This is a genomic window from Streptomyces sp. NPDC001851 (assembly GCF_040297165.1).
GTDB lineage: Bacteria > Actinomycetota > Actinomycetes > Streptomycetales > Streptomycetaceae > Streptomyces.
On the sequence record NZ_JBEOYR010000003.1, the window covers coordinates 60,377 to 73,063 of the forward strand.

Genomic DNA, 12,687 nt, shown 5'->3' on the forward strand with positions numbered 1-12,687 from the left:
GTGAAGGCCGGCGCGGCGAGCCGCGGGCCCACCGGAAGATCTCCGGGGGCCCGCGGTCCGCGGCGGGCCGTTAGCTGTGCTCGCTTACCTCATCAGGCGGCTGTTCGCCGCCGCAGTGATGCTGGTGGTCATCATCCTGGTGGTCTTCAGCATCTTCTTCCTCGTCCCCAAGTGGGCGGGCGTGGACATCGCCACGAGCTTCGTGGGCAAGCAGGCAGACCCGCACGCCGTCGAGGCGGTGCGCGAGAAGCTGGGTCTGGGCGACCCCATCTACGTCCAGGTCTGGGACTTCTTCAAGGGCATCTTCGCGGGCCGCACCTACGCGGCCGGCGGTGACGTCACCCACTGCGCCGCGCCGTGCTTCGGCTACTCCTTCCGCAGCGAGCAGGCCGTCTGGCCGGTGCTGACCGACCGCTTCCCGGTGACCCTGGGTCTCGCGCTCGGCGCCGCCGTGCTGTGGCTGGTCCTCGGTGTCGCGGCGGGTGTGCTCTCCGCCCTCAAGCGGGGCAGCATCTGGGACCGCGGCGCGATGGTCGTCGCCCTCAGCGGTGTCTCGCTGCCGATCTACTTCACCGGTCTGCTCGCCTCGGCGATCTTCGTCTTCGGACTGAACTGGTTCGACGGCAAGTACGTCTCGATCAGCGACAGCTTCTCCGGCTACTTCGGAAGCATGATCCTGCCCTGGATCACCCTCGCCTTCCTCTACGCGGCGATGTACGCCCGCATCACCCGGGCCACCATGCTGGAGATCCTCGGCGAGGACTACATCCGCACCGCCCGCGCCAAGGGCCTCACGGAGCCGGTCGTCATCGGCAAGCACGCCATGCGCTCCACGATGACCCCGATCCTGACCATGCTCGGCATGGACCTCGGCGCCCTGATCGGCGGCGCGATCCTCACCGAGACCACGTTCAGCATCCCCGGCCTCGGCCAGGCCGTGCTGACCGCCATCAAGAACCAGGACCTGCCCATCATCCTGGGCGTGACCCTGATCACCTCCCTCGCGGTGCTCATCGCCAACCTCGCGGTGGACATCCTGTACGCCGTGATCGACCCCCGAGTGAGGCTCGCATGACCGAACTCAGCAAGACCGGAGCGGCCGTGGGCGAGCCCACGGACGCCTCGCCCGCGCCGACCTCCTTCCTGGAAGTGCGCGACCTGAAGGTGCACTTCCCGACCGACGACGGCCTCGTGAAGTCCGTCGACGGGCTCAGCTTCAAGCTGGAGAAGGGCAAGACCCTCGGCATCGTGGGCGAGTCGGGCTCCGGCAAGTCCGTGACCTCGCTCGGCATCATGGGCCTGCACACCGCCGGCCAGTACGGCAAGCGCAAGGCGCAGATATCGGGCGAGATCTGGCTGAACGGCACCGAGCTGCTGTCCGCCGACCCCGACCATGTGCGCAAGCTGCGCGGCCGCGAGATGGCGATGATCTTCCAGGATCCGCTGTCGGCGCTGCACCCGTACTACACGATCGGCGCGCAGATCGTGGAGGCCTACCGGATCCACCACGACGTCGACAAGAAGACCGCCAAGCGGCGTGCGGTCGAGATGCTCGACCGCGTGGGCATCCCGCAGCCGGACAAGCGGGTGGACAACTACCCGCACGAGTTCTCCGGCGGTATGCGCCAGCGCGCCATGATCGCCATGTCGCTGGTGAACAACCCCGAGCTGCTCATCGCGGACGAGCCGACCACCGCGCTCGACGTGACGGTCCAGGCGCAGATCCTGGACCTGATCCGCGACCTGCAGAAGGAGTTCGGCTCGGCGGTCATCGTCATCACCCACGACCTGGGCGTCGTCGCCGAACTCGCCGACGACATCCTGGTGATGTACGGCGGCCGCTGCGTCGAACGCGGCCCGGCGGAGAAGGTGTTCTACGAGCCCCGCCACCCCTACACCTGGGGTCTGCTCGGCTCGATGCCGCGCCTGGACCGCGAGCAGCAGGAGCGCCTGATCCCGGTCAAGGGCTCGCCGCCCTCGCTGATCAACATCCCGTCCGGCTGCGCCTTCAACCCGCGCTGCCCGTACGCGGACCTCCCGAAGGACAACCTGACCCGCACGGTCCGCCCGGAGCTGACCGAGGTCGGCGACAAGCACTGGGCCGCCTGCCACATGTCGCAGGAGCAGCGGGAACGGATCTGGACCGAAGAGATTGCGCCGAAGCTGTGAGTGAGAACGCAGAGGACAAAGCGGTGAAGGCCTCTGGTGCGGCCACCCTCAGCAAGGACGCCGCTCCCGGCGAGACCCTGCTCAAGGTGACCGGGCTGCAGAAGCACTTCCCCATCAAGAAGGGCCTGTTCCAGCGGCAGGTCGGCGCCGTGCGCGCGGTCGACGGGCTCGACTTCGAGGTCCGTTCCGGTGAGACCCTCGGTGTCGTGGGCGAGTCGGGCTGCGGCAAGTCGACGATGGGCCGGCTGATCACCCGGCTGCTCGAACCGACCGCCGGCACGATCGAGTTCGAGGGCAAGGACATCACGCACCTCGGCGTGAGCGGCATGCGCCCCATGCGCCGCGACGTGCAGATGATCTTCCAGGATCCGTACTCGTCGCTGAACCCGCGCCACACCATCGGCACGATCGTCGGGGCCCCCTTCCGGCTCCAGGGCGTCGAGCCGGAGGGCGGCATCAAGAAGGAAGTGCAGCGGCTGCTGTCGGTGGTCGGTCTCAACCCCGAGCACTACAACCGCTATCCGCACGAGTTCTCCGGCGGTCAGCGCCAGCGCATCGGCATCGCCCGCGCGCTCGCCCTGAAGCCGAAGCTGGTCGTCGCGGACGAGCCGGTCTCCGCGCTGGACGTGTCGATCCAGGCGCAGGTCGTGAACCTCATGGACGACCTCCAGGAGGAACTGGGCCTGACGTACGTGATCATCGCGCACGACCTCTCGGTCGTCCGGCACGTCTCGGACCGCATCGCGGTGATGTACCTCGGCAAGATCGTCGAACTGGCCGACCGGGACTCGCTGTACAAGGCGCCGATGCACCCGTACACCAAGGCGCTGATGTCGGCGGTGCCGATTCCGGACCCGGCGCGCAAGAACGCGAAGAGCGAGCGCATCCTGCTCAAGGGCGACGTGCCCTCGCCGATCTCACCGCCCTCCGGCTGCCGCTTCCACACCCGGTGCTGGAAGGCGACGGAGATCTGCCGGACCACCGAGCCGGCGCTCAAGGAGCTGAAGCCCGGTCAGCGGGTGGCCTGCCACCACCCCGAGAACTTCGAGGACCAGGCCCCGCAGGACACGGTGCTGCTGACCGCCGCGAAGGAGGCGGCGGAGCTGGTCGCCGACGAGGTCCTCGCGGAGTCGGCGGAGACATCGGCGGCGGTCGCGGCGGAACTGGCCGAGGAGACCCCGGCGGAGAACGACTCCGAGGAGAGTGCCTCCGAGGAAAGTGCGTCCGAGGAAAGTGCCTCCGAGGAGAACGCCGCGGAGAGCACCGCGGAGAAGGCCGAGGAGAGCGACTCCCAGGAGTCAACCGACAAGTAGCGCATGACAACTCAGCAAAGTCATGCACATGCCTAAACGGGAGAGTGCAGAGTCGTCCGTGTCCGACCACTGATCGGTACACGCTCGAAAGGGACGACCATGGCACTCTCCCGTTCGGCACGCCTGGGGGCCGTCGCGACCGCGGCGGCCTCCCTCCTCGTCATCGGCGCATCCCCCGCCCCCACCCCGGGCGCCCCCGGCATCGGCGACTCCTACTTCCCCCAGCTCGGCAACGGCGGCTTCGACGCGCTGCACTACGACCTGGACCTCGCCTACGCCCCCGGCACCGGACGCCTGGACGGCCGTACCACCCTCATCGCCCGCGCCACCCAGAACCTCTCCTCCTTCGACCTGGACCTGCAGCAACTGCAGATCGCCGGGGTCGAAGTGAACGGCAGACGCGCCGGGTTCACGCGGGACGGCGACGAGGTGACCATCACCCCACGCCGAAGCCTGGCGCGCGGGCGCACCTTCAGGGTCACCGTCACCTACGGCGGCATACCCCAGCCCCTCAGCGGGCCCATCGTGTTCGGCTCCAAGTACGGCTGGATGAAGACCACCGACGGCGTCTTCGTCGCCTGCGAGCCCAACGCCGCCTCCACCTGGTTCCCGTCCAGCGACCACCCCTCCGACAAGGCCACCTACGACATCCGGATCAAGGCGCCGGAGGGCCTGACCGGCGTCTCCAACGGCCGGCTGGTGTCGACGTACGACAAGGGCGGATCGACGTACACCCACTGGCGCGAGTCGAGGCCGATGGCGACCTACCTCGCCACCGCCACCATCGGCAGGTTCGACGTGCGCACCGGCCGCACCCCGGGCGGCATCCCGCTCTACGTCGCGATCGACCCCGTCCTGAAGAACAGCAACAAGGTCGACGTGTACGCCGTCACCGCCGCCGCGACCGACTACTGGTCGAAGGTCTTCGGGCCGTACCCGTTCGAGGAGACCGGCGCCATCGTGGACGACATGCCCGAGGCCGGGTTCTCCCTGGAGGTGCAGAGCAAGCCCGCCTACTCGGCCGTGCGCAGCGAGACGACCATCGTGCACGAGCTGGCCCACCAGTGGTTCGGCGACTCGGTGAGCGTGGCGCGGTGGAAGGACATCTGGCTCAACGAGGGCTTCGCCACCTACGCCCAGTGGCTGTGGGCGGAGCACCAGGGCACCCGCTCGGCGCACGACTCCTTCCTCGCCGCCTACAACTCCCGCCCGGCCGACTCGGGCTTCTGGCAGATCAAGGTCGCCGACCCGCAGCGCGACACGATGTTCTCCTCCGCCGTGTACCAGCGCGGCGCGATGACGCTCCAGGCACTGCGCGAACGCATCGGCGACAAGGCCTTCTTCCGGCTGCTGCCCGCCTGGACCAGGCTCCACCGGTACGGCAACGCGGACACCGCCGGCTTCGTCCGTCTCGCCGAGCGCGTCAGCGGGCAGAAACTGGACGACCTGTTCGGCACCTGGCTGTCCACCACAGGGAGGCCGGCGCTGTAAGCCTGGCTTTGTAAGGTTCACGCCGTCCGGCAGGTGAGAATACCGGGGTGCAGCTCCAGCAACTCTTCACTCCCTCCGTCCAGCACACGCTCGATGTCATCGGCATCTTCGTGTTCGCGATCTCCGGCGCCCTGCTGGCCGTCCGGAAGAACTTCGACGTGTTCGGCATCGCCGTGCTCGCCGAGGTCACCGCGCTGGGCGGAGGGCTGTTCCGCGACCTGGTCATCGGAGCCGTACCCCCGGCCGCCTTCACCGACCTCGGGTACTTCCTCACCCCGATGCTCGCCACGCTGGTCGTCTTCTTCCTGCACCCGCACGTGGAACGCATCCAGGCGGCGGTGCTGGTCTTCGACGCGGCCGGACTCGGCCTGTTCTGCGTCAGCGGGACGACCAAGGCGTACAGCTACGGCCTCAACCTGACCGCGTCGGCGACCCTGGGGCTCGCCACCGCGGTCGGCGGCGGTGTGCTGCGCGATGTGCTCGCCAACGAGGTGCCCTCACTGCTGCGCTGGGACCGCGATCTGTACGCGGTCCCAGCGATCGTGGGCTCCACCATGGTGGTGCTGTGCCTCCGCTATGACGCCCTGACCCCCCTCACCAGTGGGCTCGCGGCCGTCACCGCTTTTGTGCTGCGCCTGCTCGCGATGCGGTTCCACTGGCGAGCTCCGCGCGCGTGGAACCGCCGGTCGACGGTGACTGAGGAGTAGTGCCGGTGGTTCCGGCGGCGTTCCCGTCGAGGGAACCCGTGGTGCCGCCGAGCGACCGGTCCTGGCCCTTGACGTGGCTCTGGCCCATCTGCACGGTCAGCCAGCGGAACACCGCGCCGACCTGGGGCCGCCACAGCGCCATGTTGTGGCCGCCCGCGCTGCGCGGCAGGAACACCACGTGCACGGTCGTCGGCGCCTTGGCGACGGACTCCAGCGCCACGCCCGCCTCGTAGCCGTCACGGGACTCGCCGGAGACGTACAGCGCGATCCGCGGCGGCACCGCCGCCTTCTTCAGGATCATGTAGGGGTTGTTCTCGTTGCGCAGGGTGGGGTTCTGCGCGGCCAGGGAGTTGCGCTCGCCGATCGGGTCGTTGTAGCCGGACAGGCTCACCGCGGCCCGGTACCGGTCCGGGTGCGCCACGGCCAGCTTGACCGCGCAGTGGGCGCCCGCGGAGTACCCGGCCACGGCCCAGCCCTGCGGTGCCGGCAGGGCACGGAAGTTGTCCATGACCATCTTCGGCACGTCGATGCTGAGCCAGGTGTCGGCGTTGACCTGGCCGGGGACGTTCGCGCAGCCGGTGTCCACGCCGGCCAGCAGGTTGGTGCGCGGGGCGACCATGATGAAGGGGGCCACCTGGCCGCTCTGCATCATCGGCAGCAGCTGTTCGTGCGCGTGCATGGAACCGAACCAGGCCTTCGCCGAACCGGGGTAGCCCGGCAGCACCTCCACCACCGGGAACTTCTTGTGGCGGTAGGCCGGGTCGTTGTACTGCGGCGGCAGCCAGACGTAGACCTCGGCGTTCACGCCCGAGACCCGGCCCTTGAGCTGGGTGACGCGCACGCCGCCGGCCGCGCCCATCCCGGGGCCGGAGGCCGCCGTGAAGGTCTGCTTGACCTTGGGCAACCGTTTCACCGCTATACCGCCGGTGCCGTCCCGGCCCAGGTCCCGGGCCTGCTGGACGTGGTTGCCGGTGCCGAGCAGGTCGGCCCAGTTGTCGTACAGGTTGTTCTGGTTGTTGACCAGAACGAAGATCAGTGTGACGGCGGTGCCTTGGGCGAACAGCAGCATCAGCACACGGGCCGCGGCACGCAGGGGCTTGGGCCCGCGCACTCGTGACCACAGCACGAGCGGCAGTATCAGTGCAACCACGGCCAGCACGATGGTCGTGTAGAGGAACGGAGTCCCGGTGAGGCTCATGCCTCCATAGATGGGAATCAGGGCGCCAAGGTTGTGGACGAGTCGGCACACTTACCGAAAAGTTGCCGGAACCTCACCCGGCAGAGGGATCCAGGGGGCATCTCCACCCTGTTTTCACCGATAAAGCTACCGCTTAGTAATTTCCTGTTGTACCGTCCACCCATGCCAGAAGCAGCTTCCGCCCCCGCCGCGCGGGCCGTGATCGGCGCCAGCGAGTTCGACCGCGACACGGCGGTCACCCGGCGCGAGCCCGGTGTCTACGACGTCGGCCTCTCGGCCGGCTGGACCATCTTCAACGCCGTGAACGGCGGCTACCTGCTGGCTGTGCTCGGCCGGGCCCTCGCGGACAGCCTTCCGCACCCGGACCCCTTCACCGTCTCCGCGCACTACCTGACCGCCTCCCGGCCCGGCCCGGCGGTCATCCGCACGGAAACGGTCCGCACGGGCCGCACCCTCTCCACGGGCCAGGCCTCCCTGCTCCAGTACGACGACGAGGGCAACGAGGTCGAACGCATCCGCGTCCTCGCCTCCTACGGCGACCTCGCCACCCTCCCCGACGACGTCCGTACGACCGCCACCCCTCCCGCGATCCCGCCCCTCGACCAGTGCTTCGGCCCCGAGGACGGGCCGCCCCCGGTCCAGGGCGGCTCGGCGATCGCCGACCGCCTGATGCTCAAGCTGGACCCGTCCACTCTCGGCTGGGCGCTGGGCGCGCCCTCCGGCAAGGGGGAGATGCGCGCGTGGTTCGGCCTGGCCGACGGCCGTGACGCCGACCCGCTGTCGCTGTTGCTGGCGGTGGACGCCCTGCCGCCCACGGCCTTCGAGCTCGGCCTGACGGGCTGGGTGCCCACGGTGGAACTCACCGTCCACGTCCGCCGCCGCCCGGCCCCCGGCCCGTTGCGGGTGTCCATCACCACCCGCAACCTGGCCGGCGGCTTCCTGGAGGAGGACGCCGAGGTCTGGGACAGCGAGGACCACCTGGTCGCCCAGTCCCGCCAGCTGGCCCGGGCCAGACTCACCTGAGCGGCAGCCTCCGGCCGGGACGGCTGTGGCTCCGGCTCGCCGGGGTGGGGCGTCACGTCCGGCTGAGCGGCGTGCGGCCGAGCCAGGCGGCCAGCTGTTCGTAGACGCCGGCGTCCTCCGGTGCCTGGCGGCGGGTGTCGAAGGGGGTGTTCTCGTCGCGGGGGCGGGAGTCCGGCAGTACCTGGCGGGCGGTGCCGAGCGCGAACCGGGCCAGGTCCGGGTCGAGCCGGTGCGGGTGCCCGAGGGCCTCGGCGAGGTCCCACGTGTGGGTCACGATCTCCATCACATAGCCCGAGAGCGCCGCATGGCCCGGTACCTCGCCCCACGGCACCCGGACCGGGGCCGCCATCCGCTCGTCGCTCTCCCAGGCCTTCAGCACGCGCACGCGCACCTCGTCGTAGGCCGCCGCCCAGCCGTCGTCCTCGACACCCTCCGCGACGGGCTGTACGGCGAGTCCGTCCCCGCCTTCGCCGACCACGGCGATCCGCCGGGTGCCGCCGACGATGTGGCTCAACAGGCCCCGTACGTCGAACTCCGCACAGGGCGTGGGGCCTTCGAGCTGGTCCGGCCGTACGGTCTTGATCAGGGCCGCGGCCTGCTCCGTGGCGCGGACGTAGAAGGGGCGCGGGTCGGTGAACTCGCTGGTGGTCCCGGTGGTCATGGTGTCCCTCTCGGTAGGTCGGTGCCCCGAGGATGGCGCGATAACCTGACATCCACCGTCAACATTTGCGCGAGAATCCGTCCGGGCGGGATTCTGTCCGCGTGAAGTCCGACCGGCTGCTGTCGATCCTGCTGCTCCTGCAGACCCGGGGCCGTGTCCCCGCGCGTGAACTCGCCGACCGGCTGGAGGTGTCGGTCCGCACCATCTACCGGGACATCGAGGCCCTGTCGGCCTCCGGTGTCCCGGTGTACGCCGAGCGCGGCCGGCACGGCGGCATCGAACTCCTCGCCGGTTTCCGCACCGACGTCACCGGACTGACCGCCGACGAGTCCCGCGCCCTGTTCATCCTGGCCGCGCAGGGCGCGCACGCCGCGCTCGGCCTCGATGCCGCCCTCGGCTCGGCCCTGCGCAAGGTGATGGCCGCGCTGCCGGCGCCGTACCGGCCCGCGGCCGAGGTGACCAGCCGCCGCATCCTGGTCGACGCCACCCGCTGGAAGAGCGGCCCCCAGCAGTCCGTCGACCTGGAGGTGCTCCAGGACGCGGTGTTCTCCGACCGGCGCCTGAGGCTGCGCTACCGGCACAGCGGGGCGCGGGAGCCGCGGACGTACACCGTGGACCCGTACGGCCTGGTCGCCAAGGCCGGGGTGTGGTACCTGGTCGCCGACCGGGGCGGGGCGCCGCGGCTCTTCCGGGCCGACCGGATCCGCTCGGCCCGGCCGCTCGACGAGCCGGTGCGGCGCCGGCCCGGGATCGAACTCGCCGACGCCTGGGAGGTGCTGCGACGTCAGGTGGAGGAGCGGCCGGGCGGGATCGAGGTCACGGTACGGGTCCGGCGCGAGCGGCTCGACATGTTCCAGCGGGTCGCGGCCGCCGAACTGACCGCCCCGCCCGACGACGACGGCGACAGCGACTGGGTCACCGCCCGGCTGACCTACCCGGTGCTGCGCGCGGTCCGCCAACTCCTCGGCTTCTCCGACCAGGTGGAACTGCTGGACCCGCCCGAGGCCCGCGCGGAACTGCTGGCCGCGGCCCGTTCCGTCACGGCCCTGTACCAGGAGGGGACCGGACCCGGAACGGGCGGCTGACGGACCCGCCGGGCGCAAGTCCCCCCGAGGCTCAGTCCGTCCAGTGGCTGCGGCCGATGCTGATGAGCCGCAGCTGCCGGGTGGCGAGCTGGGTGACGCGCTCCCGCTCCTCCGCCGGGGATTCCAGTGCTTCCAGGAACAGGGAGGCGGTGATGAGCATCTGGTCGACGTAGAGATGCGCGAGCATCAGCAGGTCGTCGTCGTTCCAGCCCGCGGCCTCGGTGTCCTTGGCCAGCTCGGCCTTCACCTCCTCGGCGAACCGGACCAGTTGGGCCCGGATGGCGTCCCGCACCGGCTGTACCCCGCCATGTCGCTCCCGGGCGATAAACCGGACATGTGCGGGGTACGCGTCCACATGGCGGGCGATCAACTCGATGGCACGCGTGATGCGTTCCTCGCTGTCGCCCGCCGTGGACACCGTCGTCCGCACCATCGGGTGCAGGCTGCCCAGCGCCTCGTCGACCAGTGCGACACCCAGGTCGGCGGTCGAGCGGAAGTGCCGGTAGAAGGCGGTCGGGGCAACGCCGACGGCCCGGGTGACCTCGCGCAGGCCCAGGCTGCTCAGACTCTGCTCCTCCAGCAGCGCGAGCGCCGCGTCGAGGAACGCCTGCCGGGTCTTCTGCTTCTGGGCCTGCCGGATGCCGAGGGTGTGACTCATGTCATCCAGTTAACAACTGTTCTCCGGAATTGGAAAGCCGTGGAACGCGCTAGAGTAGAAGTCAGTGAACAACTGTTACTACAACTGTTCACCGAAACTTCACACCGGCCCTATACGAGGTATCTCGGAGGGGGGATCTCATCCCATGCTGTTCCTCGTCGCCGCACTCATGCTGCTCGGTGTCGTGCTGGGCACCATCGCCCACGCGCCGCTGACGGTCACCGCCGTCGCCGCCGCCGTCATCGCCGTGTGGCTCGGCGTCTTCGCGCTCCGCGAGCGCCACGGCCGCCGACGCCGTACGCCGGCCAACTGACCGTCCGCCCCGACTTCCAGGAGCTGAGCACCATGCAACTCACCGCACCGGTCACGAGCCGCGACGACACCCGGCCGGCCGCCCGCGACGCCGACGGCATGGCCGTGGCGTCCTTCATCCTCGGCCTTCTCGGCCTGCTGGTCCTCAACATCTTCCTCGGCCCGATCGCCATCGTCCTGGCTGCCGTGTCCCTCTGGCGCGGCACGGCCCGCCGCGGCCGAGCCTGGCTGGGCCTCACCCTGGGCGTGGCCGACCTGGTCGTCCTGGTGACCGCCATGCAGCTGTCCCACACGCTCTCCTGGAGCATGTGACCAGCTGACGGCCCCGGCCCCGAGGACGACGGGGCAACCCGGCCGACCCACCCCCACCACCACCGCCGTTCCCGGCCGCGAGGCACCCGCGGAGGCCGACCGCCACCGCCGTCCCCGCCCGCAGGGCAGCCGCGGCACCCGGCCCGCCGCCGCCCGCGATGGTCCGCAGCCGGCCACCACGCCCCGCCGTGGGCAGTCGTTCCGCGGGGCGGAACGGATGGGCACGGCCGACAGCGTCGGGCACCCCGCCACCAGGCCCGGGTGCGGCCGGCGCGAGGCGCGCTTGCCAGGGGCAACCCCGCGCAGCCGACGCGAGGCGTCCCGCCCGAACGTCGACCTCGCAGCCAGGGCACGCCGCAAGGGGGCCGTAGAATCAGGGCACCATGGCATACCTCGACCACGCCGCGACAACCCCCATGCTCCCGGAGGCGGCAGAGGCCCTGACCGCCCGGTTGAGCATCACGGGCAACGCCTCCTCCCTCCACGCATCCGGCCGCCAGGCACGCCGCACGGTCGAGGAATCCCGCGAAACCCTCGCGGAAGCGCTCGGTGCCCGCCCCAGCGAGGTCGTCTTCACCTCGGGCGGCACCGAGGCCGACAACCTCGCCGTCAAGGGCCTGTTCTGGTCCCGCCGCGACGCCGACCCGGCCCGCACCCGCGTCCTGGCCAGCCCCGTCGAGCACCACGCCGTGCTCGACGCCGTCCACTGGCTCGGCGAACACGAGGGCGCGACGGTCGAGTACCTCCCCGTCGACTCCTACGGCCGCGTCCACCCCGAGGCCCTGCGCGAGGCCGTCGCCCGCAACCCCCACGACGTCGCCCTGGTCACCGTGATGTGGGCCAACAACGAGATCGGCACCGTTCAGCCGGTCCGTGAACTCGTCGAAGCCGCCGCCGAGTTCGGCATCCCGGTGCACGCCGACGCCGTCCAGGCCGTGGGCCAGGTCCCGGTCGACTTCGCCGCCTCCGGCCTCGCCGCGATGACCGTTTCCGGCCACAAGATCGGCGGCCCCTACGGCATCGGCGCGCTGCTGCTCGGTCGTGACCACACCCCCGTACCCGTCCTGCACGGCGGCGGCCAGGAACGGCACGTCCGCTCCGGCACCCTCGACGTCCCCGCCGTCGCCTCCTTCGCCGTCGCCGGCCGGCTCGCCACCGAGCGCCGCGAGTGGTTCGCCCGCGAGATCGGCGCCCTGCGGGACCGGCTGGTCGACGCCGTCCGTACGGCCGTACCGGACGCGATCCTCGGCGGCGACCCGGCACCCGGGGGCCGCCTGCCGGGCAACGCGCACTTCACCTTCCCCGGCTGCGAGGGCGACTCCCTGCTGCTCCTGCTGGACGCCCAGGGCATCGAGTGCTCGACCGGTTCCGCCTGCACCGCGGGCGTCGCCCAGCCCAGCCATGTGCTGCTCGCCACCGGCGTCGACCCGGATCTGGCCCGCGGCACCCTGCGCTTCTCGCTCGGCCACACCTCCACGGCGGCGGACGTCGAGGCGGTGGCGAAGGCGATCGGCCCGGCGGTGGAGCGGGCGCGGGCGGCGGGGCTCAGCTGACGCGCACACGAAAGCGACCTACGAGGCGGGTTCCCTTCGCCGGCATTGTCCGGATCAGGTGATGGGGGTCGCCGTCGGGTCCAGTCCTTGCGACCTTCTGGCCTCTCAGCCCGAGCGTCGATGTCGGCACCAGCGGAGACGGTGTACCTCTCGTTGAAGAGATCATGTATCTCTCGCTGAAGTCGGCTACTCCGCTTGAACTCCC

13 protein-coding genes are annotated in these 12,687 nt (G+C 70.5%); 10 read left to right on the forward strand and 3 right to left on the reverse strand.

Translation table 11 applies throughout. The features are described from left to right. Positions 1 to 76 precede the first annotated feature (76 nt). The 5 genes from ABT171_RS05305 (at position 77) to ABT171_RS05325 (ending at position 5,680) form a co-directional block, all read left to right on the forward strand. Positions 77 to 1,075 carry an ABC transporter permease gene (locus ABT171_RS05305; RefSeq protein ID WP_351240029.1) on the forward strand — a complete coding sequence of 333 codons (999 nt, stop codon included), beginning with the start codon at positions 77 to 79 and terminating at the stop codon, positions 1,073 to 1,075. Then, positions 1,072 to 2,169, forward strand: coding sequence for an ABC transporter ATP-binding protein (locus ABT171_RS05310; RefSeq protein ID WP_351240031.1), 1,098 nt, complete (start codon positions 1,072 to 1,074; stop codon positions 2,167 to 2,169). Before ABT171_RS05305 ends, ABT171_RS05310 begins: the two co-directional genes overlap by 4 nt. Continuing rightward, positions 2,166 to 3,482, forward strand: coding sequence for an ABC transporter ATP-binding protein (locus ABT171_RS05315; RefSeq protein WP_351240033.1), 1,317 nt, complete (start codon positions 2,166 to 2,168; stop codon positions 3,480 to 3,482). The genes ABT171_RS05310 and ABT171_RS05315 overlap by 4 nt, the downstream gene beginning before the upstream one ends. A gap of 99 nt (positions 3,483 to 3,581) precedes the next feature. Then, positions 3,582 to 4,973 (forward strand): M1 family metallopeptidase, encoded by a 1,392-nt coding sequence (locus ABT171_RS05320; RefSeq protein WP_351240035.1) that lies wholly within the window; start codon positions 3,582 to 3,584, stop codon positions 4,971 to 4,973. A gap of 47 nt (positions 4,974 to 5,020) precedes the next feature. Further along, positions 5,021 to 5,680 (forward strand): trimeric intracellular cation channel family protein, encoded by a 660-nt coding sequence (locus ABT171_RS05325; RefSeq protein WP_351240037.1) that lies wholly within the window; start codon positions 5,021 to 5,023, stop codon positions 5,678 to 5,680. Here ABT171_RS05325 and ABT171_RS05330 read toward each other — a convergent pair. After that, entirely contained in the window at positions 5,589 to 6,878 is a 1,290-nt protein-coding gene (locus tag ABT171_RS05330; protein WP_351240039.1) for an alpha/beta hydrolase, read from the reverse strand. The two genes, ABT171_RS05325 and ABT171_RS05330, sit on opposite strands and share 92 nt — an antisense overlap. A gap of 162 nt (positions 6,879 to 7,040) precedes the next feature. On the opposite strand from ABT171_RS05330, the gene ABT171_RS05335 reads away from it, so the two are divergent. Then, positions 7,041 to 7,901, forward strand: a complete 861-nt coding sequence (locus tag ABT171_RS05335) for a thioesterase family protein (protein ID WP_351240041.1) — start codon at positions 7,041 to 7,043, stop codon at positions 7,899 to 7,901. Positions 7,902 to 7,953: 52 nt separating this feature from the next. Here the strand turns inward: ABT171_RS05335 and ABT171_RS05340 are convergent, their stop codons facing one another. Continuing rightward, positions 7,954 to 8,562 (reverse strand): TIGR03086 family metal-binding protein, encoded by a 609-nt coding sequence (locus tag ABT171_RS05340; protein ID WP_351240043.1) that lies wholly within the window; start codon positions 8,560 to 8,562, stop codon positions 7,954 to 7,956. A 101-nt stretch (positions 8,563 to 8,663) separates the two neighbouring features. Here ABT171_RS05340 and ABT171_RS05345 point away from each other — a divergent pair, with 101 nt between their 5' ends. Next, entirely contained in the window at positions 8,664 to 9,647 is a 984-nt protein-coding gene (locus tag ABT171_RS05345; protein ID WP_351240045.1) for a helix-turn-helix transcriptional regulator, read from the forward strand. Between the two features lie 31 nt (positions 9,648 to 9,678). On the opposite strand, the gene ABT171_RS05350 is transcribed toward ABT171_RS05345, so the two are convergent. Continuing rightward, the gene (locus ABT171_RS05350) at positions 9,679 to 10,305 is read right to left on the reverse strand and encodes a TetR family transcriptional regulator (protein WP_351240047.1); all 627 of its coding nucleotides are present in this window, start codon (positions 10,303 to 10,305) and stop codon (positions 9,679 to 9,681) included. A 145-nt stretch (positions 10,306 to 10,450) separates the two neighbouring features. Here ABT171_RS05350 and ABT171_RS05355 point away from each other — a divergent pair, with 145 nt between their 5' ends. The 3 genes from ABT171_RS05355 (at position 10,451) to ABT171_RS05365 (ending at position 12,482) form a co-directional block, all read left to right on the forward strand. Beyond that, the gene (locus ABT171_RS05355; RefSeq protein WP_351240049.1) at positions 10,451 to 10,618 is read left to right on the forward strand and encodes a hypothetical protein; all 168 of its coding nucleotides are present in this window, start codon (positions 10,451 to 10,453) and stop codon (positions 10,616 to 10,618) included. Positions 10,619 to 10,650: 32 nt separating this feature from the next. Then, positions 10,651 to 10,929 (forward strand): DUF4190 domain-containing protein, encoded by a 279-nt coding sequence (locus ABT171_RS05360; RefSeq protein ID WP_351240051.1) that lies wholly within the window; start codon positions 10,651 to 10,653, stop codon positions 10,927 to 10,929. A 383-nt stretch (positions 10,930 to 11,312) separates the two neighbouring features. Then, the gene (locus ABT171_RS05365) at positions 11,313 to 12,482 is read left to right on the forward strand and encodes a cysteine desulfurase family protein (RefSeq protein ID WP_351240053.1); all 1,170 of its coding nucleotides are present in this window, start codon (positions 11,313 to 11,315) and stop codon (positions 12,480 to 12,482) included. The last annotated feature ends 205 nt before the right edge of the window (positions 12,483 to 12,687 follow it).

What these genes read in the sequence shown, in the direction of transcription:
- ABT171_RS05330 (WP_351240039.1), bottom strand. Translation starts at nt 6,878, where the DNA reads ATGAGCCTCACCGGGACTCCGTTCCTCTACACGACCATCGTGCTGGCC.
- ABT171_RS05360 (WP_351240051.1), top strand. Translation starts at nt 10,651, where the DNA reads ATGCAACTCACCGCACCGGTCACGAGCCGCGACGACACCCGGCCGGCC.
- ABT171_RS05350 (WP_351240047.1), bottom strand. Translation starts at nt 10,305, where the DNA reads ATGAGTCACACCCTCGGCATCCGGCAGGCCCAGAAGCAGAAGACCCGG.
- ABT171_RS05310 (WP_351240031.1), top strand. Translation starts at nt 1,072, where the DNA reads ATGACCGAACTCAGCAAGACCGGAGCGGCCGTGGGCGAGCCCACGGAC.
- ABT171_RS05355 (WP_351240049.1), top strand. Translation starts at nt 10,451, where the DNA reads ATGCTGTTCCTCGTCGCCGCACTCATGCTGCTCGGTGTCGTGCTGGGC.
- ABT171_RS05365 (WP_351240053.1), top strand. Translation starts at nt 11,313, where the DNA reads ATGGCATACCTCGACCACGCCGCGACAACCCCCATGCTCCCGGAGGCG.
- ABT171_RS05335 (WP_351240041.1), top strand. Translation starts at nt 7,041, where the DNA reads ATGCCAGAAGCAGCTTCCGCCCCCGCCGCGCGGGCCGTGATCGGCGCC.
- ABT171_RS05340 (WP_351240043.1), bottom strand. Translation starts at nt 8,562, where the DNA reads ATGACCACCGGGACCACCAGCGAGTTCACCGACCCGCGCCCCTTCTAC.
- ABT171_RS05320 (WP_351240035.1), top strand. Translation starts at nt 3,582, where the DNA reads ATGGCACTCTCCCGTTCGGCACGCCTGGGGGCCGTCGCGACCGCGGCG.